This window comes from Leucobacter aridicollis, from assembly GCF_013409595.1.
GTDB classification, from domain to species: Bacteria; Actinomycetota; Actinomycetes; order Actinomycetales; family Microbacteriaceae; genus Leucobacter; species Leucobacter aridicollis.
This window is the reverse complement of the sequence record NZ_JACCBD010000001.1, coordinates 1,257,977-1,284,250: the sequence shown is the minus strand read 5'-3', so window position 1 is coordinate 1,284,250 and position 26,274 is coordinate 1,257,977. Positions and strand designations below refer to the sequence as shown.

The following is a 26,274-nucleotide window of genomic DNA, read 5'->3' as shown; positions in this document are numbered from 1 at the left end:
GACGCACCGCGAGAGTGGAAATGGTTGCGTTTTCGATATCAACCCCACGGAAGCTACGTTAAGCGTTTGTACCTTCCGCTAAAACTACCCGATAACTGGGCGCTATCCGTCCTCGGAGACCGGGTCGGTTCCGCGGCCATCGAGCGCGTCGATGTAGCGCAGCACGATCCCCTCGCGCAACGCCCACGGCGAGATCGTGAGCGTCGAGACATCGAACACCTTCATCGCGGTGCGGAGCACGACCGCGCCCGCCATGATCTGGTAGCCACGCTCGGGCGTGATCCCCGGCAGGTACTCGCGAACGGAGCCAGGCATGTCGCGGAGGGTCGGCTCCCACTCGCGCAGGCCGGCGTAGTGCAGCTCGGCGAGGTCGCCGGTCGCGGGATCCGGCGGTCCGCCGATGAGGCGCGCGAGCGAGCGGATCGTCTTCGAGGTGCCGACGACACGCTTCGGCTTCGGCCTCCCCTTGAACATCTCTTTGCGCACCCGCGTGAACTCCTCGCGGGCGTGCGCGCGCAGCCGGGAGATGCCCTCGGCGGTCGGCGGGTCCTCGGGGAGGTACAGGATCGTCGAGCGCCCCGCCCCGAGCGGCAGCGAGACCTGCACGTCCGGGTACTCGTCGGCGCCCTGCGCGATCTCGAACGAACCGCCGCCGATGTCGAAGAGCAGGATCTCGCCCGCCGACCATCCGAGCCACCGGCGCACGGCGAGCATCGTGATCCGCGCCTCGTCCTCGCCAGAGAGCACGTCGAGCTTCAGGCCGGTCTCGCGCTCGATGCGCGCGAGCACCTCCTCGCCGTTGGCGGCCTCGCGGATCGCCGAGGTCGCGGTCGCGAGCAGGTCGTCGACGCCGATCTCCTGCACCGTCCGCACCGCGTCCGCGATCGCGGCGATGATGCGGGTGACGCCCTCCTCGCTGATCGCGCCGTCATCGTCGAGATAGCGCATGAGCCGCAGCGTCGAGCGCTGCGAGTGGTACGGGTTGGGGCTCGCGCCGGGATGGGCGTCAACCACGAGGAGATGAACGGTATTCGAACCTACGTCGATGACTCCGAGTCGCATGAGCACGATTCTATTGCGTGAACGCCTCGTGTCCGAGCGCCCGGAGCGCGAGCCAGGCTGCCGCGCGATCGTCCGGCCGCGCCATCGAGAGGCCGGTGAGCTCCTCGACGCGGTGGATTCTCGAGACCAGCGTCTGCCGGTGAATGCCGAGCCGCGCGGCGCTCGCCCGGTGCGCGCCGTTCTCCGACAGGAACACGAGCAGCGTCTCGAGCAGCTCCCCGTGCTCGCCGCGCTCGTCGCGCAGCTCGTCGAGCACCCCGCCCAGCTGGGTGCGGTGATCGTCAGAGATCACGTCGAGTACGAAGTCGACTGTCGGCAGCTCCGCGTAGCGCTGGGCGCTGGCGCCCGCGTCAAACGCGGCGTCGAACGCCTGCCGCGCCTGGACGGCGCTCCGGCCGAGCGTGTCGATCGGCGCCGCGGACCCGACCCCGAGGTGCAGCGAGGTTGCGCCGAGCGGCTCGAACCCCGCGGCGAGCGCGACGAGGTCGCCGACGAGATGCTCGGGCACGAAACCGCGCACGATGCCTGGCTCGCCGACGAAGATGTGCTCGACGCCGAGCTCGTCGAGCCAGCGCTCGACGAGCCGCTCGAGATCGACCGTCCGGGTCCGGGTCCCGAGCACGAACGCGGTGAGCTCGATCTCGCGCACCCCCCACTTGCGCAGCAGCTGCGTCGCCGGGCTACCGCCCGCGTGGAGGATCTCGAGGAGGGCCTCGCGGCCGAGGTGCTCGGTGACGGACGGGTCACGCGTGCGCAGCACGAGATCGAAGAGCGCGGCGGCCTGCGAGGCAAGGTCGCGGATCCTGCTCGTCGCGCTCGACCGTGACGCGACGACGAGGTACCCGGTGAAGTCAAGGTCGGACCCGACCTGGTGGGTCTGGAGCCCGGGATGCCGCACGCGCACGGGCGTCCCGAGCGCGACGGCCTTCGCGTCGTCAAGGTGGAGCCTGCCAGCTCCGGCGCTGGCGATGAGCTGGCCGTGGGCGTCGAGCAGCACGGCCCAGCCGTCGATCCGGTGCGCGAGCTCCGCCATGACCGCGGTCGCGCCGCCGCGGCGGGCCACCTGGGTGAGCACGCGCGTTCCGGAGGCGACGAGCCTGTCCGTTGCGGCCCTGTCGTCGGCGAGCAGCGCGGCGAGCCGGTAGTGGAGGGCGTCGCCCGAGGCCGCGGCCCCGAGGACGGCGCTCATGCCGTGCGCCGCGAGCAGCTGCCGCAGCCGAGGCGTGTCGTCGTGGCTCACGAATACCGCGCGCGCGGTAACGGCAGCCGCCTCACTCCCCTGCGCGAATCGCGCCCCGAGCTCCGCCACGGTTCCGGTCACGAGCGTCGCGAGTTCCGCGCTCGCGACCACCACGTACTCGCCAACGCGGGCGAGGCCCTCGCACGGCGTGTAGTCGCTCATGCCGTTATCGACATAGGCGCCACCAACGACCCGGGTCACGGTTCGCACGTCGAAGCTCATGCATTGAATGTACCAAATGCCGATCCGCATCTCTCAAATTCGACCTTTGGCGCAGTGACATTGCGCACCCCGCGTACTTACGATCTCTTCGACGAACTTTTGCGCCGACTCAGCGCGCACCCCAATGGAGGAGGAACAACATGAAGGCAGTCGTCTTTCGCGAGCCAAACACCCGCGTCGCCGTCGCCGACGTCACACTCGCACCGCCGAAAGCGGGCGAGGTTCGAGTGAAGATCGCTGCGGCCGGGGTGTGCCACTCCGACCTGCACGTCAAGCGCGGCGAGTGGGAAGCCCCCGCGCCGATGGTCATGGGCCACGAGGGATCCGGCGTCGTCGTCGAGCTCGGCGAAGGCGTGACCTCGCTCGCCGTTGGCGACCACGTCGTGCTCAGCTGGGTGCCGCCGTGCGGCGAGTGCCGCTACTGCCTGCAGGGGCACGAGGCGCGCTGCCAGAAGGTCGCGCAGGTCATCAACGCGAAGGGCTCGCTGTTTGACGGCACCTCGCGCCTGAGCATCGAGGGCGAGGAGGGTGAGGCGGAGCCGCTGCACCACTACCTCGGGGTCTCGTCGTTCGCCGAGGAGGTCGTCGTTCCAGCCTCGGGCGCGATCAAGGTCCGCGACGACGCACCGCTCGACGTCATCGCCGTCGTCGGCTGCGCGGTCGCGACCGGCGTCGGCGCCGTCATGAACACCGCCGCCGTCGAGCCGGGCTCGACCGTCGCCGTCATCGGCTGCGGTGGCGTCGGCCTGAACGTCGTGCAGGGCGCCAAGCTCGCGGGCGCCGAGCGCATCATCGCGATCGACGTCGTCGCCGACAAGACGGCCATGGCGATGCAGTTCGGCGCGACCGACCGCATCGACGCATCCGAGGGCAACGCGGTCGAGCAGCTCTTCGAGCTCATCCCCGACGGCGTCGACTACGCGTTCGACGCGATCGGCCGCACCGTCACCACCGAGCAGGCGATCCAGATGCTCGGCCTCGGCGGCGCCGCCGTGATCGTTGGGCTGCCGCCCACCGGCGCAAAGGCATCGTTCGAGCCGCTCGTGCTCGCGGAGGCAGACCAGCGCATCCTCGGTTCGAACTACGGCTCGGTACGTCCGTCGATCGACATCCCCGCGCTCGTGGACCGCTACATGGACGGGCAGCTCAAGCTCGATCCGCTCATCTCCGGCCGCCGGTCGCTCGACGAAGCCGCCGACGCCCTCGACGATCTCGCTTCAGGCGGCGTGCTGCGCACGCTGCTCATCCCGTAACCCCGAAGAACTTCTCAAAGGAGAGTTGAATGTCCCAGTCCACCACCCAGAAGGCTGACGCCGGCCTCCGCGAAGGGGTCATGTCCGGCCCCGAACTCGCGGCGCAGGCCATCGCGAGCATCGCGCCCAGCGCGGTCATCGCGTTCACTGCAGCGTCGATCTTCCTCGGCGCTGGCAGCGGCACCATGTTCGCGTTCGTGCTCGCCACGATCGTCATCCTGTGTGTCGGCTACATCATCAGCATGTTCGCGAAGCGCCACGCTTCGGCGGGCTCGCTGTACACCTACGTCGCGCAGGGTCTCGGCCCGGCCGGCGCGTTCGCCGCTGGCGTCGCGCTCCTCATCGGCTCGTGGGGCATCGCCGCGGGCTCGCTCGGCGGCGCCGTCTCGTACATGTCCGACCTGTTCGTGATCTTCGGCATCGAGTCCGCTGGCTCGACGCCGTGGCTCATCGCCCTCGCCGTCATCATCGGCGGCGGCGCGACCTTCTTCACGATCCGCGGCATCCGTATCTCGGCGCGCATCTCGCTCGTCCTCGAACTACTCTCCGTCGCGATCATCCTCGTGCTGCTCGTCACCGCACTCATCGTGCTCGGCGACGCTGCGTGGGATCCCTCGCAGTTCTCCTTCGAGGGCGTGCCGTTCCAGGGCGTCGCAGCCGGCATGGTGCTCGGCATCCTCGGCTTCGTCGGATTCTCCTCGGCTGACGCCCTCGGGCGCGAGGCGAAGGATCCGAAGAAGGCGATCCCCCGCGCGATCATGTGGAGCGCCGTCGCCGTTGGCGTGCTCTACGTGTTCTCCGCTTACACGCAGATCGCCGTGCTCGGCGACGAGCTCGGCGAGGTCGCAAGCCCGCTGCAGGCGGTCGCGGAAAAGGTCAACATGCCCGGTTGGTTCACGCCGATCCTCGTATTCGGCGTCGCCGCGTCGTTCTTCGCCGTCGTCGTCGCGCCGCTAAACGTCGTCGGCCGCATCATCTACGTGATGGGCAAGGAGGGCATGGTGCCCGAGCGCTTCGGCCGCACCCACGAGACCCACCTCACCCCGCACCGCGTGCTGCTCATCGCGGGACCGGCAGCGATCGTGCTCGACATCATCCTGCTGCTCGCCGGGACGCACCCGATGGATATCACCGTCTGGGTCGACACCTACGGCACGTACGGATACATGGTCGCGTACTCGCTCGTGGCGATCGCCGGCGTCGTGTACACGACGCGCGAAGGCATCAAGAACCGCATGATCTGGGTGACGGCGACGGTCGCTGTCGTCGCGATGGCCTACGTGTTCGTGGCGAACGTCTACCCCGTGCCCGCGTTCCCGCTGAACGTGATCCCGTACCTCTTCGTGATCACGATGCTCGCCGCGTTCTCGCGCTACTGGTGGATCAAGGCGAAGCGCCCCGCCGTGCTCGACCGCGTCGGCAAGACCCACGTCGAGGAGATGGCCGGCATCGGCTAGCCTCGCCGTTTGGTGCCGCGAATGGGCCCCGGTCACACCTCGGTGTGGCCGGGGCCCTATGCTTGCCAGCATGACGAGCTTTGCGTTCGAGGTCGACCCCGCGTCTGCGACTCCCCCGTTCCGGCAGCTGCACGACGCGGTGGTGCGCGCCGTGCACTCGGGCGACCTCCTGCCGGGGTCGCGCCTCCCGACAGTGCGCGGGCTCGCCGCCGACCTCGGCCTCGCCGCGAACACCGTCGCGTCCGCCTACCGGGCACTCGAGGAGGCCGGCATCGTCGAGGGCCGCGGGCGGGCGGGCACCTTCGTCGCGCTCGGCGACGACCCGATCGAGGCCAGCGCGCGCGAGATCGCGAACCGCGCCGCGCGGGAGCTCGCCGCACTCGGTGTGGATCGGGCCCGCGCGCTCACGCTGGTCGGCGAGGCGTTCGACGCGCGCTGAGAGTCGGGCCGCCGTTAGGCTGGCGGGCCGGCGCGGGTGAGCCGTCAGACTCGATGCTCGTGAAATCTCAAGTTTTCAGCCTGTCTTCCCACTCACTCAGCTGTGAGCACTACGCTAGAAAGATTGGCGAAAGGGAGTAGATGCAAGGCACGAGCCAGCACGACGACGGGTACCTGCTGCGGCCGCAAACCGCGAGTCAAAAAACCCTTGCAGTGCTTGAAGCTGCCCTGCTGAACACCAGGTTTACCGACATCGTTGACGCTGCCGAGCTCCCGAAGTCGACCGTGCACCGCATCCTCGCGATGCTCATCGGTTCGGGATTCATTTCGGGCGACGCCGAGCACGGCTATCGCGCGGGTAAGCGGTTCACATTCCTCGCTGGCCGCACGCTCTCCGAGCTCGACATCGTCGCGCTCGCGGAGCCGATCGTCGCCGATCTCGTCGCGTCGACTCAGTGCACCGTGCACATTGGCGAGGCTGCCTCCGAGGAGGTCTCCTACCTGTTCGGGGCAGAGTCCCAGCGCCCGTATCGCGTGCACTCGCGGGCCGGCAGGTCCGCCTGGCTGCACACCACTGGGCTCGGCAAGGCGGTGCTCGCGCACCGCACCGAGGAGGAGGTGCACAGCTACGCCGAGCGCACCGGACTGCCGGCCCAGACCGAGGCGACGCTCACCGAGGTCGACGCGCTCCTGCACGAACTCGAACAGGTCGCCGAACGTGGCTACGCGCTCGATCTCGAAGAGCACGAGGTTGGCACCGTGTGCGTGTCGGCCCCGATCTTCAACCACCGCGGCGAGCCCGCGTACAGCCTGTCGATCTCGTCACTCGTGGTGACGCACCCTGACGATTCGATCGGCCGGTTCGGCCCGAGCGCAGTCGCCGCTGCCGCTGACATCTCGGAGCTGCTCGGCGCCCGTCGCTAGCCACGCCCCGCGTCGGCTGCGGTCGCATCGCGGCGCAGCCGGGTTCTTCGCATCCTGGCCCCCGTCTCCCACCCGAGCCAGTTTTTCCTTTCCACCCCAAATATCCCGGATGTTTGGAGTGAAAAGGAAAAATTGGGGATGGTGGGAATGGGATGCGGCGCAGCCGACGAGTCAGCGACGGTCGCCGGAGGGCTGACCCGTGAGGGCCGTCCTACTGCGGCCGCGGCGCGAGCATATGCACGCGCGCGCCGTGCTCCATGAGCCCGAGGCTCGCTTCGGTGCTGACAAGCCCCGCATGGAACTCGGTGTCCACGGCGTCGACCACACGAAACCCGTGGCGTTCGTAAAACGGGGCGTTCCAGGGGACGTCCGCGAAGGTGCGGAGCGTGACCGCCTGAAAGCCCTCGGCCCAGGCGGCCGACAACACTGTGTTGACGAGCCTGCCGCCAATGCCACGCCTGGCGTGGTCCGGCGAGACGGAGAGCTGCTCGAGGTGGAGGTACTCCCCCGCAACGATCACCTTGGCAAATCCGACAAGCGTCGCACCATCGACCGCGTCAAACACGCGTTCGACGTGGCCGTGTAGCGCAGGCTCGGGCGCATCCTCGTTCCACGGAAGCACGCCGAAATGCGCGCGGAACAGCTCGTCTGCTGCACGCTCGATCTCGGCGTGCGCCTCCGCCGCGGGCTCGCGCCGCTCACGGATCTCAACCGTCATTGGCGGTGCTCCGTCGCGCGGTTAGTAGCCCGATCCGGTGGCGGTCTCTGACGAGTCCCACCCGGCAACGACGGCCCCGGTCGCGGAGACACCAAAGCGAGTCGCGCCGGCGGCCCACAGCTCGCGCGCGGTCTCGGCGTCGCGGATGCCGCCCGAGGCCTTCACGCCGAGGCGGCCTCCGACGGTCTCCGCCATCAGCTTGACCGCGTGAGCGCTCGCGCCGCCCGCGGCGTTGAATCCAGTGGAGGTCTTCACGAAGTCTGCGCCCGCGGCCTCAGATGCCTTGCAGCAGCCAACGATCTGGTCGTCGGTGAGCGAGGCGCTCTCGATGATGACCTTCAGGATCTTGCCGGCGCTGGCCTCGCGCACGGCGCGCACCTCAGCCTCGACACCGTCCCAATCGCCGGCGTGGACGAGCCCGGGGTTCACCACCATGTCAACCTCGTCGGCCCCGTCAGCGATGGCCCGTGCCGCCTCAAACGCCTTCACCTCGGCTTTGTGCACGCCCGAGGGGAAGCCGACGACGGTGACGATCTCGAGTCCGCGCTTGTCGACGGGGAGCAGCGACGGGCTCACGCACACGCGCTTGACGCCGAGCGCCGCGGCGTCGTCGAGAAAAGTTTCGAGCTCGGCTGCGGTCGTCGGGGGCGCGAGCAGCGTGTGGTCTGCGTTCGCGAGGAAGTGTTCAGGGGTGAGTGCCTGGGGAGTCATAGTTTGAGTCTAGATAGTGGCCGACGCCGGCGCGAGTTGACCCGGCGTTCTCGCAGCCAGCCTTGACGCCCCGCGCGTCAGACCGTCGGGCCGACGCGGGTGACGCGCACGACGGGTTCGCCCTCGAGCTCCGAGGCTGCGAGGTCGATCTCGCCCTCGATACCCCAGTCCCGGTCGCCAGCCGGGTCGAGCAGCACCTGCCGGAAGCCCCAGGTTCCGTCGGCCGCGCGGGACTTGTCGAGCGTCAGCAGGCCCGCGGCGCGGGCGTCGCTATCGACCCTGATGTCGTCGTACTCGGTGAAGTACCCGTCGAGAGCGTCGCGCCACTTCTGCACGCCGAATCCGTGCGACGCGTCGAGCGCTTCGAGTTCGTCGTACTGTTCGAACGCGGCGGCCTGCACGCGTCGGAACAGGGCGTTGCGCACCATCACGAGGAAGGCGCGCTCGTTCGCAAGCAGCGAGCGGGCCGGCGGTGGGCCGACGAGCGCGGTGTCGTCGGAGCCGCGCTGCGCCGCGAGGGCGGCCGCAACGTCTGGGTTCGAAAGCTCCGTCCACTCGTCGATGAGGCTCGAGTCGACCTGCCGGACGAGCTCTCCCAGCCATTCAATGATCTCGTCGAGCTCGTCGGTCTTCGCCGCTTCGGGCACGGTCCGCTCGAGCGCGCGGTAGGCGTCGCTGAGGTAGCGGAGCACGCCGCCCTCGGCCCGGCCGAGGCCGTAGTAGTTCACGAGGTCGCGGAACCCGAAGGCGCGCTCGATCATGTCTCGCACGACCGACTTCGGGCGCAGCTCGTAGTCACGCGCCCATGGCACCTCCTTGACGTAGGCCTCGAAGGCCTCCCCGAGCAGGTCGGCGAGCGGCTGCGGGTGCGTGATCTCCTCGAGCAGCTCCATGCGTTCGTCGTACTCGATGCCCTCGGCCTTCATTGCGCCGATGGCCTCGCCGCGTGCGCGGTGCTCCTGGGCACGCACGATGGCGCGCGGGTCCTCGAGGGTCGCCTCGATGACCGAGATCGCGTCGAGCGCGTAGCTCGGCGATTCCGGGTCGAGCAGCTCGAGCGCTGCGAGCGCGAACGGCGAGAGCGGCTGATTGAGCGCGAAGTTCGACTGGAGTTCGACGGTGAGGCGCAGCAGCCGCTGCCCGGAGCCGTCAATGTAGGTCTCCACGATGCCGCCGCGCACGAGCGTGCGGAAGATCTCGATCGCGGTTCGCGCGTGGGCGAACTGCGCGGCGCGGGGCTCGTGACTGTCGAACACGAGGGTGCGGAGCGTAGCGAGCGCGTCGCCCTCGAATTCCTCGCCGCGGCCGATCACGCCGAGCACCATCGAGTGGGTGATCCGCATGCGGCTCACGAGCGGCTCTGGCGACGCGGCCACGAGCTTGTCGAGCGTCTGCTCGTTCCAGGCGACGAAGCCCTGCGGCGGCGACTTCTTCTTCGCAGGCTTCGCCTTCTTGCCGCCGCTCGCCTTCGCGGCCGCCTTCGCTGCGGCGCGGGCGTTCTCAACCTCGAACTCGGGCGCGAGCGCGATGACGTCGCCCTCCGTGTCGAACCCGGCCCGGCCCGCGCGGCCGGCGATCTGGTGAAACTCGCGGGCGGAGAGGCGGCGCATCTTCTCGCCGTCGTACTTCGTGAGCGCCGTGATGACGACTGTGCGGATCGGCACGTTGATGCCGACGCCGAGCGTGTCCGTGCCGCAGATGACCCTGAGCAGGCCGCGCTGAGCGAGCTGCTCGACGAGCCGCCGGTACTTCGGCAGCATGCCTGCATGGTGCACGCCGATGCCCGAGCGGACGAGCCGCGAGAGGGTCTGACCGAAGCCAGCCGAGAAGCGGAAGGCGCCGATCGCCTCAGCGATCTCGTCGCGCCCGGCGCGATCGACGAGTTTGATGCTCGCGAGGGCCTGCGCCTGCTCGACGGCGTGCGACTGGTTGAAGTGCACAAGGTAGGCCGGGGTCTGGCGATCCTCAACGAGCTGCTCGATGACCTCGTGCGTTGGCGCGACCGCATAGCTGAAGTCGAGCGGCACTGGCCGTTCGACGCCGGTGACGAGCTCGGTGTCGCGGCCCGTCCGCCGGCTCAGGTCGTCTGCGAGTTCGGTGACGTCGCCGAGCGTCGCCGACATGAGCAGGAACTGCGCGTCCTCCATGAGCAGCAGCGGCACCTGCCAGGCCCAACCGCGGTCGGGTTCGGCGTAGAAGTGGAACTCGTCCATGACGACCTGGGTGATCCCGTTCGCCGTCCGGTCCCGCAGTGCGAGGTTCGCGAGAATCTCGGCCGTGCAGCAGATGATCGGCGCGTCCGAGTTGATCGCGGTGTCGCCGGTGATCATGCCGACGCGGTCGGCCCCGAACACGGCGACGAGTTCGAAGAATTTCTCGCTCACGAGCGCCTTGATGGGCGCCGTGTACACGGTCCGGCGCCCCTCGGCGAGGGCGGCGAAGTGCGCCCCGAGCGCCACGAGCGATTTGCCCGTCCCGGTCGGGGTCGCGAGGACGACGTTCGACCCGAGGGTCATCCCGAGGATGGCTTCCTCCTGCGCCGGGTACAGCCGCAGCCCGCGCTCCTCCCACGCCCACTCCTCGAACACGGCGAAGATCTCGTCGGGTTCGGCGAAGCGCTCGGTCTCGAGGATCTCTCCGAGATGCATGGTGTCCTTACTGTGGTGGTAGTGCTGGCGCGGCGTGTGCCGTGGTGCGCGTCGGTGCTGGCAGTCGTCGCGGCTACTCGCCGGGATCGAGCTCCGCGAACTTCTGCTGCATCGTGGGGTTGCCGCGGGTGAGCTTCTTGATCGACACGTCTTGCGCCTTGTTGTTCGCGAGCCGCAGGTTGTTGCCGGACCGCATAAGCAAGTCTTTCACCTTCTGCATTTCGACGATGGACTTGTCGATCCGGTCGATCGCGTCGCCGAACTGCCGCTCGGCGAGCTCGAAGTTCCGCCCGAACGCACCCTTGAACGCCTCCAGTTCGCTCTCGAAGTTCGTGATGTCAATGTTCTGCGACCGCACGAGCTCGAGTTCGGACTTGTAGTGGAGCGCGCCGAGGGCGGCGTTGCGCAGCAGCGTGATCATCGGGATGAAGAACTGCGGCCGGATCACGTACATCTTTTCGAACCGGTGCGACACGTCAACGATGCCGCTGTTGTAGAGCTCGCTCTCGGGCTCCAGCAGCGACACGAGCACGGCGTACTCGCACCCCTTCGCTCGCCGATCCTCGTCGAGCTTCTTCAGGAAGTCTTCGTTGCGGTGCTTCGTCTGCGTCGTATCGTTCTCGTTCTTCATCTCGAACATGATCGAGACGATCTCGATCTCGTCGTCGAGATCGCGGAAGATGTAATCGCCCTTCGTCCCGGCGGACGCGTCGTTGTCTTTCTCGAAGTAGGCATTCGGAAACGCGGTCGCGCGGATCTGGTTGAACGTGGTCTCGCAGTGCTGCTCGAGGGTCTCGCCGACCATCTTCGTCGACAGCCTGGCCTTCATGTCGCGGAGCCGCTCGATCGCCTCATCGCGGTCCTTCAGCTGGGTCTCGTAGCGCTCCTTCAGGGCCTGCTCCGACAGCTGCTGCGACAACTCCGCGCGGTCGAGCCCGTTCTTGAGCTCGTCGCGCTCGCGCTCGACGACGCTCACCGCCTCGGTGATCGCGAGCCGCTGCGCAACCTCGACGGACTCGAGCTTCGCCCGCAGCGCCTGGATCTCCGTGTCCTTCTCGGCCGCGGCGCGCTGCTGCGCCGCCTCGAGCTTGGCAACCGCGAGGTCGACCGCGGCCTCGGCGTCGCGCTTGGACTGCTCGAGCTGCGTCTGGAGCGCGTCGCGCTGCCGTTCGACGTCGCCGAGCGCCTCCGCGACGGCGAGCCGCTGGGCGGTCTCCCCCGCCTCGAGCTTCGCCCGCAGATCCTGAATGGCGGCGTCCTTCTCCGCCGCCGCCTCCCGGAGCTTGCCCTCGGCGGCCGTGCGCGCGAGTTCGAGGGCGCTGAGCTTGTCGCGCTCCGCGAGCTCCAGCCGCTCGTGCAGTTGCTGCTCGAACTCGGCGTCTCTGACCTGCTTCAAGATGTCGGCGTAGCCCGCCTCATCAACAGTGAACGCCTCGCCGCAGTGCGGGCACTTGATCTCGCGCATCTCGCCTCCTTGGCAGCTCGTCGAATACTGCCCCTAGCTTCTCACGCACGGCCGACACTCGGGTGCGCGGCGCGGCGGTACGCTGAAGGCATGGCGAATCCGCTCCTCTTCCAGCCGTTCACACTCCGCGGGCTTCAGGTCCGAAACCGACTCTGGGTGGCGCCGATGTGCCAATACTCGGTTGAGGAGCGCGACGGGGTGCCGCGCGACTGGCACCTGCAGCACATCGGCGGCCTGGCCCGCGGCGGCGCCGGGCTCGTCGTCGTCGAGGCGACCGCCGTGGTCCCAGAGGGCCGCATCTCGCCGGAGGATCTCGGCATCTGGGGCGACGAGCATGAGCGGGCGTTCCGCCGCATCGTCGACATCGCGCACGCGCACGGCGCCCGGATCGCTGTGCAGCTCGCCCACGCCGGACGCAAGGCCTCCACCTACCGCGCGTGGCCCGGCCTCCCGTCCGGCACGGAGCCGGCGGAGTCCGGCGGCTGGGAGCCTGTCGCCCCGTCAGCGATCCCGTTCGGGGAGGGCTACGCGGTGCCGCGCGCGCTCGATGCTGCAGAGCTTCCCGCCCTCGTCGAAGCGTTCACGGCCGCCGCGGGGCGGGCGGTCCGCGCGGGGTTCGACGCGGTCGAGGTGCACGCGGCCCACGGCTACCTGCTGCACGAGTTCCTCTCGCCGCTGTCGAACGAGCGCACCGACGAGTACGGCGGCCCGCTCGAGCATCGCGCCCGCCTGCTCCGTGAGGTGGTGCGCGCGATTCGCGCGGCGCACCCGGAGCTTCCGGTGCTCGTGCGCATGTCGGCGAGCGAATGGACGGACGGCGGTTTCGAGGTCGAGGAGGCGGCGACTGTCGCCGAGTGGCTCGCCGAGGACGGCGCGGACCTCGTCGACGTCTCCTCCGCCGGGAATCTCCCTGTCGCGCCGCCCGCGATCGGCCCCTCGTACCAGGTCGCGCTCGCGGAGCGCGTCGGCCGCGGGCCGCTCCCCGTCGGCGCGGTCGGGCTCATCACGTCAGCGCAGCAGGCCGAGAGCATTCTCGTCACCGGCCAGGCCGACGTCGTGTTCCTCGGCCGCCCGCTCCTCACCAATCCGCACCTGCCGCTCCAGTGGGCGGCGGAGCTGCGCGCGCCGTCGGCGGCGAGCCTCGTGCCGCCGCAGTATCACCGGGCCAGGTTCTAGCTCGTGGCGCTCACGCTCACCGACGAGGCCCTGCTCAGGGCGCGGCTCCACGCGCTCGGCCTCGACGGCGCGGGCGCGGCGGACACGGAGGCGCGCAGCACGGGCCCCGAGCGCGTGCGCGGCGTGGTGGCCCACCTGTTCGCGCTGCAGGGCCAGGACTGGCGCTCGTCGCGCTGGGCGGTCGGCGTCCGCGCCCCCGGCACGACCTCCGCTGACGTCGTCGCCGCGCTGAACGTAGGCGCGGTCGTGCGGTCGTGGCCGATGCGCGGCACCGTCCACCTCGTGCCCGCCGAGGACATCGGCTGGATGCAGCAGCTGACGAACCCGAGGGTCGTCGCTGGCGCGGCCAAGCGGCGCGCGTTCCTCGGCATGAGCGACGCCGTCCTCGAGCGGGCGACGGAGGTCTCGCTCGCCGCGCTCGCTGGGACGAGCCTCACCCGCACCGAGCTCTCCCAGGCGTGGACCGATGCGGGCATCGACTGGCAGCCGAGCTGGCGGTATCACCTCATCTGGTGGCTGTGCCAGAACGGCTTCACCACGTTCGGGCCGGTGTCGGAGCGCGCGGCAGCGCAGGCCGATCCTGAACCGCGGCTCGTGCTCGCCGAGGAATGGATCCCGCGGCCACGGAGCCTCGCGGGCGACGACGCGCTCGCGGAGTTCGCGGCCCGCTACGTTCGCGGGCGGGGCGCTGTGAGCCGCAAGGACCTCGCCTCGTGGGCGATGCTTCCGGCGGCGAGCGCTGCCCGCGGTCTCGCGCTCGCGGTCGAGCAGGGCGCGATCGTTGAGGCGCGGCGCGAGGGCGTGACCGGCGTCGCGGGCGCGCTCTGGGCCGCTCCCGACGCGCTCGCGGCCGCCGAGAGCGCGGCGTCGGGCGTCGATCAGGATCGCTGGCAGCTCCTCCCGGCCTTCGACGAACACCTCCTCGGTTTCTCGGACCGGTCCCCGCAGTTCGACGCGGCGCACCTTGGGCAGCTCATTCCGGGCAAGAACGGCATGTTCCTCGCGACGGTCGTGCGCGGCGGTCGCGCGGTCGGGACGTGGCGGCGCGACCCGAAGACGCGCGCCATCGTCTGTTCCCCGTTCGCCGGCGAGCAGCTCGACCTCAACGCGCTGGCTGGCGCCGTCCCGCCGCTGGCCGCGTTCTATGGCGACCCCGAACCGGAACTCGCGCTCGCGACCCCATAGCCGCGCGTGAGAAACTAGGGCGATGGAGCTTGCACTTGTCGCAGTAGCAGCCGTCGTCGTGCTCGTGGGGGTGTCGCTCGTGAGCGGCCGCATCGGGATCGCGGCGCCACTCGTCCTCGTCGTCGTTGGCATCGGGATCGGGTATCTGCCGGGGGTTCCCCTCATCGAGATCAACCCCGAGATCATCCTGCTCGGAGTGCTGCCGCCGCTCCTGTACTCGGCCGCGATGAACGTTCCCTTCGTTGACTTCCGCCGAAACCTCCGCCCCGTCGCGGGGCTCTCAGTGCTGCTCGTGATCATTTCGGCGCTGCTCGTCGGATGGCTGCTGCACCTCGCGGTGCCCGTGCTCCCGTTCCCGGCCGCGGTCGCCCTCGGCGCCGTGATCAGCCCGCCGGACGCGGTCGCGGCGACGTCGATCGGCAAGCGGCTGGGGCTCCCCGACCGCATCGTCTCGATCCTCGAGGGCGAGAGCCTCGTGAACGACGCGACCTCGCTCGTGCTGCTCCGCACCGCGCTCGCGGCGGTCTCTGGCAGCTTCGTGTTCTGGGAGGCCGCCGGCGCGTTCGTGTTCTCGGTCGTCGCGGCGATCGCGGTCGGCCTGGTGATGGGCTTCCTCACCGTGTGGATCCGCGCCCGGCTCAACAACCCAGTGCACGACACGCTCGTCTCGTTCGTCGTGCCGTTCGTCGCGTTCATCCCCGCCGAGGTCATCGGCGCGTCTGGCGTGCTCTCCGTCGTTGTCACCGGCCTGTACACGGGGTACCACTCGGTGCGCCGGTTCAGCGCGATCGCCCGCACGAACGAGCGGCACAACTGGCGGACCGTGCAGTTCATCCTGGAGAACGGCGTCTTCCTCATCATGGGCCTGCAACTGCACGTGCTCGTGAACGAGGTCACCGATTCGACCTTCCACCTCGGGCACGTCGCGCTGATCGCCGGCGCGCTCGTGCTGCTGCTCATCGTCACCCGTGCACTGTTCGTCGTGCCGCTCGTCTTCCTTATGCGCGGCGAGCCGCGGCGCAGGCAGGCCAGGGGCGACGAGCTCGCGCGGATGGAGGCGCGCCTCGCGAAGAACGGCCGCGGCAACGACGAGCGGGCCAAGCGCCGCATGAAGCTCATGCAGGATCGCGCGAAAGCCGACCTTGACCACGAGCTCGAGCAACAGCTCGGCTGGCGCGACGGCGTCGTGCTCACCTGGAGCGCGATGCGCGGGGTGGTCACGCTCGCGGCGGCGCAGTCGATCTCGACCGACGTGCCGTACCGCCCCCAGATCATCCTCATCGCGTTCCTCGTCGCCGTTGTGACGCTCCTGCTGCACGGGCTCACGCTGCCCGCGGTGATCCGGTGGCTGTGGCCGCGCGGCGTGAAGTCCGGCGCGGACGAGACCGAGATCCTGGCGCTGAGCCACGACCTCGTCGACGCGGGCATCGGCGCGATCGACGACGAGCTCACCGTCGAGAGCGAGGACCCGAATCGCCAGCTCACGTCCGACACCGTCGTGCAGCGGGCAAAGATCTCGACGAAGGCCGCGCTCGGGCCGCTCGCCCTGCGGTTCCACGAGACCGGCGCGATCCCGCTCCCGGCCACCGAGACGCCCGCCGAGGCGTACCTTCGGCTCACGCGCATCGCGCTCGAGGCCCAACGCGCGACCCTCATCGAGGAGCGCGCGATCGGCCGCTACAGCTCGCAGGCGCTCCGCGCGGCCGGGCTGGCGCTCGACGCGCAGGAGGCTCGGCTCTCGCCGTTCGTCGAAGAGTAGGGCTGCCGGGCCCATCCGGCGGGCTGATCCGGCGGGTTACGCGATCCCAATCTCAAGGTTTGCTCAAGCCGCGAGCGCCGTGGGCGCGCGGGTTGCTAGCGTGTGACACGCGCGTGCCTGCGCGACCGGCCCCACCCGCCGACGCCAGCGCCCGTAGCAGTGATATGTCGGTGTGGCCGTGTGACGATTCGAAGAGCGCCCGGCGAACCCGACGCCTCTCAGAGAAACGGAACATCCCCATGGCCCGACAGGCCCCCGCAGACGCCCACGACGGACTCGAACGCGGACTCTCGAACCGGCACCTGCAGCTCATCGCCATCGGCGGCGCGATCGGCACCGGCCTCTTCCTCGGGTCGGGCAAGGTCATCAGCCTGACGGGACCCTCGGTCCTCTTCATCTACGCCGGCATCGGCTGCATGATGTTCCTGCTCATGCGGGCGCTCGGCGAGCTGCTGCTGTCGAACCTGAACTACAAGACGTTCGGCGACATCGCGAAGGATCTCATCGGCCCGTGGGCCGGGTTCTTCGTCTCGTGGACGTACTGGGTGACGTGGATCGTCATCTGCATCGCCGACATCATCGCGATCACCAGCTATGTCGCGTACATTAACGCCGACATCCCGAACTGGGTTCCGGCGCTCATCACCGCGGCCGTGCTCGTCATCCTGAACCTGCAGCCTGTGAAGTTCTTCGGCGAGTTCGAGTTCTGGTTCTCGCTCATCAAGATCGTCGCGATCCTCGCGCTCATCGGGACCGGTGTCTTCCTGCTCGTGAGCGGCTTCACCAACCCCGACACCGGGACGACCGCGTCGCTCACCCACCTCTGGGAGCACGGCGGCCTGTTCCCCTTCGGCGCGAGCGGCTTCCTCCTCGGCTTCCAGCTCGGCATCTTCTCGTTCATCGGCGTCGAGCTCGTCGGCACTGCCGCCGCCGAGACCAAGGACCCAGCGCACAACCTTCCCCGGGCGATCAACTCGATCGTGGTTCGCGTGCTCATCTTCTACATCGGCGCGCTCACCGTCATCATGGCGATCACCCCGTGGAACAAGCTCGACCCCGACCAGAGCCCGTTCGTGACGACGTTCGCCTACGCGGGGTTCGCCGCAGCGGCGTTCGCGATCAACCTCGTCGTGCTCACCTCGGCGGCGTCAAGCGCGAACTCGGGGTTCTACTCGGGCACCCGCATGATGCACTCGCTAGCGCGCGACGGCCACGCGCCGCGCGGCTTCGCCCTCACCGATGCCCGCGGCGTTCCCCGTCGTGCGGTGTTCTTCTCGACAGTGTTCGTGCTGTCCGTCGTGCCGATCCTGCTGCTCGGTGACAGCGTGATCGAGGCGTTCACGTTCGTGACCTCGGTCGCGTCGACGTTCATCATCTTCGTCTGGAGCATGATCGCGATCAGCTTCATTTGCTACCTGCGCAAGCACCCGGACCGGCACGCCAGCTCGAAGTTCCGCACGCCGCTCACGCGCGTGACCCCGTGGCTCGTGCTCGCGTTCTTCGCGTTCATCCTCGTGACGCTCGCCCTCGCCGACGACACCCGGCTGCCGCTCATGTTCACGCCGATCTGGTTCGTCGCGATCGCGATCGCCTGGCAGGTCACCAAGCGTCGTCTCGTCCGCAACGGGCAGCCGCTCACGGCGACGATCGACATCCCCGAGCGCGTCACCGACTAACGGCGATCCTGATCGGCGGGCGCTCTGCGGGCGCGGGCGGCGATCCTGACCGGTGAGATCCTGAGCTGCTCCCCGAGCCCGCGGGAGCCCTGCCCGCGGGCCCTACAGGATCTCGATGCCCGCGGACGCGAGCTCGCGGATCGCGGCGACCGAGGTCTCCGGCGCGACGCCGGCGATGAGGTCGCCGCGCACGCGCACGCGCATGCCGAGCTCCTGTGCATCGAGGGCCGAGGCGCGGACGCAGTAGTCGGTCGCGATGCCGACGACGTCGAGTTCGTCAACGCCGGCCTCGTGCAGCGTCGCCGCGAGCGTCCGGCCGTCGCCTGCCACGCCTTCGAACGCGGAGTAGGCGGGCTCGCCCATGCCCTTGCGCACGTGCACATCGATGCGGTCGATGTCGAGCGCAGGGTGGTACTGGGCGCCCGGCGTGCCGCCGACGCAGTGGGCGGGCCAGGTGCCCGCGAAATCAGGATCGGTTCCCGGCGCCGCAAAGTGCCCGCCGTTGTCGTTGTCGGCGTCGTGCCAATCGCGGGAGGCAACGACGAGGGCGTACTGCTCGGCCTCCCGCTCGTTCCTGAGGAGTTCGGTGACGCCCTTCGCGACGGCCGCGCCGCCATCAACTCCGAGGGCCCCGCCCTCCGTGAAGTCATTCTGCACGTCAACGATGAGTAGCGCACGGGACACGGCGTTCCACCCCTTCTCTCCGCCGAATCGCCGGCGGCTGGTGCTTCTGCGGTCGGCCGCGGACCTGCAGCGACCGTTCCCCACCCTACGCCGAGTGCGGGCGGGCGCGCTACGGCTGGCGGACGGGGTTCTGGTGGTGGCTAAAGACGATGCTCGTGCGCGTGGAGGAGACCGCCGGATGGGCCGACAGGTTTTCCATGACGAAGTCGCGCACGTGATCGGAGTCGCGCGCGGCGAGGTGAATGATGAAGTCTTCGACGCCACCGAGGAAGAAGAGCTGCATCACCTCGGGCAGCGCCCGCAGTTCCTCGCTCATCTCGGCGATACGCTGGCGGGCGCCCGAGCGGACGGTCACGCTGACGAGCACCTGCAGGTCGAGCCCCATCGCACGCGGGTCGACGGCGGCGGTGAATCCGGTAATGACACGGCGGGAAACGAGGCTGCGCACGCGGGCGATGCAGGTGGACGCCGCCACGCCGACGCGCTCCGCGAGCTCCGCGTTGGTCATGCGGCCGTTCGCCTGCAGTTCCTCCATGATCTTACGGTCAACCGCGTCTAGATCGTTCTCGAGGCGAAGATTCTTCGATTCCATGCGTGAATTTCCTCTTCCACTTCATATGCGGCAGGCTCAACAACTGATTCCGAAGAGAATTCACCAAATCTCTGCGGATATCGAATATACTTCAAGTCTATCGCGTCACATCCGCTGTTTCGACCCTTTTGTAGACGAACTTCAACGGATACCGCGATGCAAACTACACACCCGTTACGCATTTATTTGGAGAAGATCATGCGCGTCGGTATTCCCACCGAAATCAAGAACAACGAGAACCGCGTCGCCATCACGCAGGCGGGCGTGTTCGAACTCAAGCGCCGCGGCCACGAGGTACTCGTGCAGGCAGGCGCCGGCCTCGGCTCGGCCATCACCGATGATGAGTACGTAGCCGCAGGCGCGACCATCGTCCCCTCGGCAGACCAGGTGTGGGCCGAGAGCGACATGATCCTCAAGGTCAAGGAGCCCATCGCGTCCGAGTATGACAAGATGCGCAAGGACCAGGTGCTCTTCACCTACCTGCACCTCGCCGCAGACAAGACTCTCAGCGAGGCTGTCGTCAAGTCGGGCACCACCGCAATCGCGTACGAGACCGTGCAGCTCGCGAACCGCGGCCTCCCGCTCCTCGCACCGATGTCCGAGGTCGCTGGCCGTCTCTCGGTTCAGGTCGGCGCGTACTCGCTCATGAAGGCGAACGGTGGCCGCGGCATCCTCCTCGGTGGCGTCACCGCGACCCGTCGCGGCAAGGTTGTCGTCATCGGCGGCGGCGCAGCCGGCGAGCAGGCAGCACGCATCGCGTACGGCATGGGCGCTGAGGTCACCGTGATCGATATCGCGATCCCCCGCCTCAAGCAGCTCGAGGACGAGTTCAGCGGTCGCATCCAGACCCGCACCTCGAACGCGCACAACATCACCGAGGCGCTCAAGGACGCCGACCTCGTGATCGGCTCCGTGCTGATCCCGGGCGAGAAGGCTCCGAAGCTCGTCACCGACGAGATGGTCGCTCAGATGAAGGCCGGCTCGGTCCTCGTCGACATCGCGATCGACCAGGGCGGCTGCTTCGAGAACTCGCGCCCCACCACGCACGACGACCCCACCTTCCCGGTGCACAACTCGATCTACTACTGCGTGGCGAACATGCCGGGCGCGGTCCCCGAGACCTCGACCGCTGCGCTCACCAACGCAACGCTCCCCTACGTCGTCGCACTCGCCGACAAGGGCTGGGTCAAGGCGCTCCAGGCTGACGAGGCACTCGCGAAGGGCCTCAACGCCCACGACGGCGTCATCACCTTCAAGGGTGTCGTAGACGCGTTCCCCGAGCTGCCCTTCAAGGCAGTCGACGAGGTTCTCGCAGCAAACGCGTAATCGCGCAGGAGTACTCTGGATCCTATGGATCTTAAGTTCACCTTCGGAGGGGCGTCACCTGATCAGCACGATCACGGTGGCGCCCCTTCGGGCATTCCGCTCCCCTTTGCCGGCGCGGCATCGACCCCCGTCTCAACCTCAAACGAGCTCGACGTCCTCGTGCGACTCGTGACCTCGCCGGAGGGGTCCACGGCGATCGCCGAGGTCGTCACCGGCGATGGCGTCACCTACACCCGGAGCGAGGTCGAGCTCGGCCGGGCGCGCACCGTCGGCGGGCCGCTTCCCGTCGACTCCGGCGAGCTGATCGACCCCGCCGACATCGAAGCACTCACGCGGGCCGTGCGCTCTGCGGTCTCGCGCGCCGTCGCCGGGCTCGAGGGGCCGCTCGCCTCGGCGATCACCTCGATTGAGCTCGACGTGCCCGGCGGGGCGGCGGTTGTCGCTGCGCTCGGCGCGGCCCCAGCCCCGATGAATGACCCGAAGACCGCCGGTACCGTCACCGACGCCCTCCAGGCACGCTTCGGAATCACGGCCGGCACGCCCATCCGCCTCAAGTAGCTGGCGGCTGCCGGGCCAGCGGCGTCGGGACGTCTCGGCCGCGCCTCTCCACCCCGTATCTATGCAATCGACGCAGGGTATGCCCAACTTCTCGAGTTCGGGCATACCCTGCGTCTTATTCAGATCTAGTGGGCGGGGTCCGGGCCGGGCCCGGGTCTGGCCTATCCCTGGAAGCGGATAATGCGGTCGAGCGCCTCCGCGACCGCCGCCTCGCCCGCAGCGTAGGAGAGCCGCACGGCCCGATGCCCGGCGACGGGGTCGAAGTCGCCGCCAGGCACGACCGCGACGTCGGCGCCCTCGAGCAGGGCTCGGGCGTACGAGGATGAGTCGCCGAACCGCTCGAGCTGCGGACCCAGCTCCGAGTAGTAGTAAAACGCACCGTCGGACGGCGCCGCCGCGCCCCAGTTCAGTGACTGTTCGGCGTCGAGGATCAGCGCCCTGGCCTTCGCGAATCCCTGGACGACGCTGTCGCGCTCCGCATAGGTCTCAGGCGCGAACGCCCGCATCGCGAGTTCCTGGGCGGGAGCCGGGGGCGACAGCGCGAAGTTCGACGCGAGCGCCTCGAAGGGGGCGACCATGTCTTCGGGCAGCAGCGCCCACCCGAGTCGCCAGCCGGTCATGCCCCAGTACTTCGAGAACGAGTTGATGACGATCGCGTCGCTGTCGAGCTCAACAGCGCTCACGCCGCGGCTGTCGGGGCCGGCGTCGATGAAGGTGATGCCGTGGTAGATCTCGTCGCTGATGAAGCGTGCGCCCTTCGCGGAGCACCACTCGACGAGCGACTGGAGCTCGGACCGCGCCAGCATCGTGCCTGTCGGATTCGCCGGTGACGCGACGATGAGCCCGGCAAGGTCGCCGTGCTCGCGAACGGCCTCGTCGAGGAGCTGCGGCGTCGGCTGATACCGCGTCTCCGGCCCGGTGGCGATCTCGACTACGTGCACGCCGAGGGCCGTGAGGATGTTCCGGTAGGCGGGATACCCGGGGCTCACGAGCGCGACCCTGTCTCCCGGGTCGAACGCGGTGAGGAACACGAGCTGGAACGCGCCAGATGACCCGGTCGTCACCGCCACGCGCCCCGGGTCGACCTCGACGCCGTACCAGTCGCGGTAGTGTCCGGCAATGGCTTCCCGCAGCGGCGTCGTACCGAGCGGCCCGGTGTAGCCGGCGGGCTGGAGCGTCCCCGGAGCCGGGCGGGCGCTCGGTTCTCCGGCGCAAAGTGAGACGACATCGTGGCCGGCGTGCCGTCGGCGCGCGACCTCGTCGGTGATCTGCATCACCTCGAACACCGGGATTTCAGAGCGGCGCGACGCGCTCCGCGGCGCCCGAGCATCGCCAGACTCGGGCGTGAGTGGCGTGTCAGGTACGTCTGCGAGCGGCTTGGGGTCGAGCGTGATCGACGGCGGCGTCTTGAAGGGGCCAGGAACCTTTACCATGACTCCACGTTACCCGCGCTCGGTGAGCCGAAGGTAGCCCGAAAGCGCCGCAACTCCCTCGGCCGATGCCGGAAGCCCGTCGCCGAGGCTCGGGGCGGAGAAAAGGTAGCTCGCCCACTGGGCGCGACTGATCGCGACGTTCAAACGGTTGCGCATGAGCAGAAACTCGAGCCCGCGCGGCACATCCTCGGGGCTCGACGCAGCGAGGGTCACGAGCGAGATTGCGGCCTCCTGGCCCTGGAAGCGGTCGACAGTGCCGACCCTGACGCGCTCGAGACCGGTCGCAGCGAGGGCCTCGGACACGCACTCCACTTGGGCGTTGTAGGCCGCGACGACGATGACGTCGGATTCCGTCAACGGGCGGCCCCGGCCGGCCGGCCTGCCCCCTGCCTCGTGCAGTTCTGCCGCGGGCCGATCCCCCGCGCCAAGGAGCCGCTCGATCGTCGCGACCACGGCCGCCGCCTCCTCGATGGAGCTCGTCGAATTCCCGCGGTGCTCGACGGGACGCCAGTGCAGGCCGGGCCCGTCGGCGCCAACCACCGAGCGGTCCAGCGTGGTCGGGTGGGCGTGGAGCCGCCCGGCGTACGAAAGTTCGGAGACCACCTCGGTGAGCGCCGGGTGCATCCTCCGGGTCTCGGCGAGGAAATACCCGAGCGACTCCGGCATCGTCTCGCCGCCGTCGAGCAGCCACGACAGCGCCGCCTGGTCGACGGGTTCTGGGTGCGACCCCTGCGACACCTGCGGCAGCTGCTGCTGGTCGCCGAGAAGCAGGAGGCGCCGGGCCGCGACCGACGCGGCGATCGTCGGCGCAAGTGAGAACTGCCCTGCCTCGTCGATGACGAGCAGGTCGAGGCTGCGGCGCGGGAAGCGATCCTCATTCGAGAAGTCCCACGCGGTGCCGCCAATGACGGCACCGCGACCGGCGAGGCCGTCGAAGAACGCGGCGTACCCGTCGCGTCCCAGTACGGTATACCCGGGCTGCTCAGCGCCGGGAGCGAGCTTGCCGCCCTGCGGCACCTTGGCGACAAGCCGGGCGTCGAGCCCCGCCGCAACGACACCCTCAAGCACGTTCTCGACGACCTTGTGCGACTGCGCGACAACCCCGATCCGCCAGCCGTCGCGCTCGACGAGCTGCCGGATCACCCGAGCGGCGAGGTACGTCTTCCCGGTGCCGGGCGGGCCCTGAACTGCGAGAGCGGCATGGTCGAGGCCGCGCAGGCTCGCAAGCACCGCCCCGATCGTCCGCGCGTCCTCGCTGCCGCCCGCGGCGAGCGCCTCGTCAGCGCTCGGCGGGACGAGCCCCGCCCCGTTCACCAGCGTTGGCCGCGCGCGAGTCAACAGCGCATAGACCGCGTCCTGCGGAGCAACGCCGAGCTGTTTCGACGTGACGAGCGAACTCCCCCATTCCTCGATCGCGCCCTTCTGCCGCCCGGCGGGCGGTGGCGACCCCGGCGTCACCGCGACCGGGAGCGTCTCGAACGGGATCGCATCATTCGGCAATTTCTCCTCGATCGTCACGCCGTCCTCGTGGCGTTCAATGACCTCGATCTGACGCGCGGCGCGCGCTCCGGGAGCCCCACCCCACTGCGGGAACGGCGCCGGATGCTCGTACAGGGCGAACATCTGCGTTCCGGGCTTCAGCGTGCTGCCCGGGGCGACCTCGCCGCGCAACCGCACGCGCCGCCGTTCGACGCGCGCGCGTGGCGGCCGGTGCCAGTCCTCCACGACCTCGCTGAGCGCCGCGTCTGCGACGACGACATCGCGAGTGTCGGCCCAGTCCTCGACCGGATCGACAAGCCTCGCGAAGTGGGCCCACCAAAACGATTTCTGTTCGCGCTGGTGATAGTCGATGGCGCTCGCGGCGAGCTTCAGCGCCGTCCGCGCGGCGGCGTCGGTCTCGGTATCGGCGAGCTCAAGCAGCTGCTCTCCCACCCTGCTGAGTTCGACGGGCGGCTCGCCGCTGCCCGCTAGCTCGTCTGGCGAGGCCGGGGAAACGCCGTGCTCGCGGGCGATGTCGAGTAGCCAGTCCCGCAGCCTGAGCGTGGAGACGCAGTCGTACCTGTTGTAGTCGGCGATGTCGTCGAGCCTGCGCTGCCCCGCTGCGCGTTCGGCGGCGTCGGCGGATGCGAGCTGCGCGGCGGCCTCGGCGTACTCGACGACTGACTGCGCACCGTTCACCACCCCGTCTTCCGCGCGCACCTCGGCGCCCATGTAGAGCGGCTCGAGCTTCTTGATCGAGTACGAGCGCGATCCCACACGGAGCGCCTGCCGCACGACCGGATACAGGTCGACGAGCACGTGCTCCCGCAGCAGCTGATCCACCTCCGCCTCGCACACCCCGTGGCGCGCCGCGATCGACAGGAGGTGCGTGCGCTCGTAGCTCGCGTAGTGATAGATCCGCATGCCCGGGTACTGCGCGCGCCGGTCGCGCACAAGCGCGATGAAGCGTTCGAGTGCGGCGCGCTCGTCGCGCAGCGAGTGCGCCCAGAGCGCCGTGAATTCCTCGCGCTCGTCGACCATGCCGAAGAGATAATCGAGGTTCCAGTGTGCGGTGCCGTCCCTGGTCTCCCGGTAGAACGGGTCGCCTTCGAAGTCGAAGAACAGGTCACCCGGGTTCGGCGCGGGCAGCGCAGCGAGCGCCGCCGGGGCGACGACCCTCACGCTGGGCGGTGTGGCCGCCGTACTTCCGGATGCGGCCTGTTCCGTCTCGACCTGCACGGCGGCCTGCAGCGCAATGCGTTCGAGGGCCGCGCCGGTGAGCCCGGGGACCGCGAGCGAACCGTCCGCAACGCCCGGAACTGCCTCGGCGACGGCGTCAATCGTCGCCAGGCCAGCGGCGACGAGGGCGTCGCGCTGCCGCGGGTACAGTCCGGCGATGAGGAGCGGATCTCGGGACCGGCGAATCTCCGGTTCGCACACCTCACAGCGGCCGCACGCAGTGACCCCGTCGGCACCCCAGGCGACCGGAGGCGCGCTCGCCCGCAGCCCGTCCGCTCCGACCGCGGCGAAGCTTGCGAGCAGCAGCCGGTGCAACCGCGCTCGGCGGCGGCGAAACACGGGTGCGATGTCCGCGATCCTGTGTGAGGTGCGCTCCCCCGACCCCAGGATCAGCGTCGCCTCGCCCGCGACAGGCACGCTGAGCCGGTCGAGCTGCTCAGCGTAGGCGGCGAGCTGCATCAGCGCGGTGACCTTCGCGCGGCGCGCAAGCTTCGTGTCCTGGACCTCGTACGTCCCGTCGTCGCGGAGCTCCAGGAAGTCGGCGAACCCGAGGAACGCGATCGCGGGCTCGCCCGATTCGGGCCGCGCGGGCCGCTGCGCCGGGTCGAAGAACGTCGCCTGAAACACCACCTTCGCTTTCCCCGCCAGGACCACCTCCGTCTCAGCGGCAACGGCGGCGAGCACGTCGGGCGTCATTGCGGTGGGTCGCGGAATCTCGACGACGCCTCCCGGCTCCCCGGCTTCACCACGCCCGTAGGTCTCACGTAGTTCGGCGAGCACCCGCTCCTCATGCTCATCGCCGAGCGCACCAGCCCTCGCCAGCATCACGTCGTCGTCCGGAGGCACCTCCACGGCCCTGCCAAACTTGAGGTCGACCCGTCGCAGGAACGCGAACTCGCACACGCTCGCGGCCGTGAGGTCGCTGGCGCTCGTGACCAGCAGCGGCCCGGTCTCGGTCTCGCGAACGAACATTGCGCCTCATTCCTGTTCTGGCTCTCGCCGCGCACAGTCGACGCTACCGCGCACCAC

General features: G+C 69.2%; 20 protein-coding genes. 10 read left to right on the top strand and 10 right to left on the bottom strand.

Annotated features, from left to right (window positions below):
• Positions 1-102 precede the first annotated feature (102 nt).
• Complete coding sequence (locus tag BJ960_RS05910) at positions 103-1,062, bottom strand: Ppx/GppA phosphatase family protein (protein WP_121077622.1); 960 nt, start codon at positions 1,060-1,062, stop codon at positions 103-105.
• A 10-nt stretch (positions 1,063-1,072) separates the two neighbouring features.
• Positions 1,073-2,524: a PucR family transcriptional regulator gene (locus BJ960_RS05905; protein WP_185986607.1), complete on the bottom strand. Its 1,452-nt coding sequence runs from the start codon at positions 2,522-2,524 to the stop codon at positions 1,073-1,075.
• Positions 2,525-2,664: 140 nt separating this feature from the next.
• On the opposite strand from BJ960_RS05905, the gene BJ960_RS05900 reads away from it, so the two are divergent.
• The 4 genes from BJ960_RS05900 to BJ960_RS05885 all read left to right on the top strand — a co-directional run bounded on the left by BJ960_RS05900 (position 2,665) and on the right by BJ960_RS05885 (position 6,596).
• Positions 2,665-3,777, top strand: coding sequence for an alcohol dehydrogenase catalytic domain-containing protein (locus BJ960_RS05900; protein ID WP_185986606.1), 1,113 nt, complete (start codon positions 2,665-2,667; stop codon positions 3,775-3,777).
• Positions 3,778-3,806: 29 nt separating this feature from the next.
• Complete coding sequence (locus BJ960_RS05895; RefSeq protein ID WP_121077217.1) at positions 3,807-5,234, top strand: APC family permease; 1,428 nt, start codon at positions 3,807-3,809, stop codon at positions 5,232-5,234.
• A 70-nt stretch (positions 5,235-5,304) separates the two neighbouring features.
• Complete coding sequence (locus BJ960_RS05890) at positions 5,305-5,673, top strand: GntR family transcriptional regulator (protein WP_121077219.1); 369 nt, start codon at positions 5,305-5,307, stop codon at positions 5,671-5,673.
• Between the two features lie 140 nt (positions 5,674-5,813).
• Positions 5,814-6,596: an IclR family transcriptional regulator gene (locus BJ960_RS05885; protein WP_121077221.1), complete on the top strand. Its 783-nt coding sequence runs from the start codon at positions 5,814-5,816 to the stop codon at positions 6,594-6,596.
• A gap of 211 nt (positions 6,597-6,807) precedes the next feature.
• Here the strand turns inward: BJ960_RS05885 and BJ960_RS05880 are convergent, their stop codons facing one another.
• The 4 genes from BJ960_RS05880 to BJ960_RS05865 all read right to left on the bottom strand — a co-directional run bounded on the left by BJ960_RS05880 (position 6,808) and on the right by BJ960_RS05865 (position 12,138).
• Entirely contained in the window at positions 6,808-7,314 is a 507-nt protein-coding gene (locus tag BJ960_RS05880; RefSeq protein WP_185986605.1) for a GNAT family N-acetyltransferase, read from the bottom strand.
• A gap of 21 nt (positions 7,315-7,335) precedes the next feature.
• Positions 7,336-8,025: a deoxyribose-phosphate aldolase gene (gene deoC, locus BJ960_RS05875; RefSeq protein ID WP_185986604.1), complete on the bottom strand. Its 690-nt coding sequence runs from the start codon at positions 8,023-8,025 to the stop codon at positions 7,336-7,338.
• Between the two features lie 77 nt (positions 8,026-8,102).
• Positions 8,103-10,673 carry a DEAD/DEAH box helicase gene (locus BJ960_RS05870; RefSeq protein ID WP_185986603.1) on the bottom strand — a complete coding sequence of 857 codons (2,571 nt, stop codon included), beginning with the start codon at positions 10,671-10,673 and terminating at the stop codon, positions 8,103-8,105.
• 73 nt (positions 10,674-10,746) lie between these two features.
• Positions 10,747-12,138, bottom strand: a complete 1,392-nt coding sequence (locus tag BJ960_RS05865) for a DUF2130 domain-containing protein (protein WP_185986602.1) — start codon at positions 12,136-12,138, stop codon at positions 10,747-10,749.
• A 90-nt stretch (positions 12,139-12,228) separates the two neighbouring features.
• On the opposite strand from BJ960_RS05865, the gene BJ960_RS05860 reads away from it, so the two are divergent.
• From BJ960_RS05860 to BJ960_RS05845, 4 genes are all read left to right on the top strand, one after another.
• Positions 12,229-13,314 (top strand): NADH:flavin oxidoreductase/NADH oxidase, encoded by a 1,086-nt coding sequence (locus tag BJ960_RS05860; RefSeq protein ID WP_185986601.1) that lies wholly within the window; start codon positions 12,229-12,231, stop codon positions 13,312-13,314.
• A gap of 3 nt (positions 13,315-13,317) precedes the next feature.
• A complete protein-coding gene (locus BJ960_RS05855) occupies positions 13,318-14,499 on the top strand; it encodes a winged helix DNA-binding domain-containing protein (protein WP_185986600.1) in 1,182 nt (393 codons plus the stop codon).
• A 22-nt stretch (positions 14,500-14,521) separates the two neighbouring features.
• Entirely contained in the window at positions 14,522-16,258 is a 1,737-nt protein-coding gene (locus tag BJ960_RS05850) for a cation:proton antiporter (RefSeq protein ID WP_185986599.1), read from the top strand.
• A gap of 239 nt (positions 16,259-16,497) precedes the next feature.
• A complete protein-coding gene (locus tag BJ960_RS05845) occupies positions 16,498-17,934 on the top strand; it encodes an amino acid permease (RefSeq protein ID WP_202229191.1) in 1,437 nt (478 codons plus the stop codon).
• Between the two features lie 102 nt (positions 17,935-18,036).
• Here the strand turns inward: BJ960_RS05845 and BJ960_RS05840 are convergent, their stop codons facing one another.
• Entirely contained in the window at positions 18,037-18,618 is a 582-nt protein-coding gene (locus BJ960_RS05840; RefSeq protein ID WP_121077246.1) for an isochorismatase family protein, read from the bottom strand.
• Positions 18,619-18,727: 109 nt separating this feature from the next.
• Entirely contained in the window at positions 18,728-19,210 is a 483-nt protein-coding gene (locus BJ960_RS05835; protein ID WP_121077248.1) for an Lrp/AsnC family transcriptional regulator, read from the bottom strand.
• 198 nt (positions 19,211-19,408) lie between these two features.
• Between BJ960_RS05835 and ald the strand changes: the two genes are divergently transcribed.
• Both ald and BJ960_RS05825 read left to right on the top strand, forming a co-directional pair.
• Complete coding sequence (gene ald / locus BJ960_RS05830; RefSeq protein WP_121077250.1) at positions 19,409-20,536, top strand: alanine dehydrogenase; 1,128 nt, start codon at positions 19,409-19,411, stop codon at positions 20,534-20,536.
• Positions 20,537-20,560: 24 nt separating this feature from the next.
• A complete protein-coding gene (locus BJ960_RS05825) occupies positions 20,561-21,094 on the top strand; it encodes a hypothetical protein (protein ID WP_185986597.1) in 534 nt (177 codons plus the stop codon).
• Between the two features lie 161 nt (positions 21,095-21,255).
• On the opposite strand, the gene BJ960_RS05820 is transcribed toward BJ960_RS05825, so the two are convergent.
• Positions 21,256-22,527 (bottom strand): pyridoxal phosphate-dependent aminotransferase, encoded by a 1,272-nt coding sequence (locus tag BJ960_RS05820; protein ID WP_185986596.1) that lies wholly within the window; start codon positions 22,525-22,527, stop codon positions 21,256-21,258.
• Positions 22,528-22,536: 9 nt separating this feature from the next.
• On the bottom strand, positions 22,537-26,217 hold the full coding sequence (locus tag BJ960_RS05815) for a TM0106 family RecB-like putative nuclease (protein WP_185986595.1): 3,681 nt from the start codon (positions 26,215-26,217) through the stop codon (positions 22,537-22,539).
• Positions 26,218-26,274: the final 57 nt, after the last annotated feature.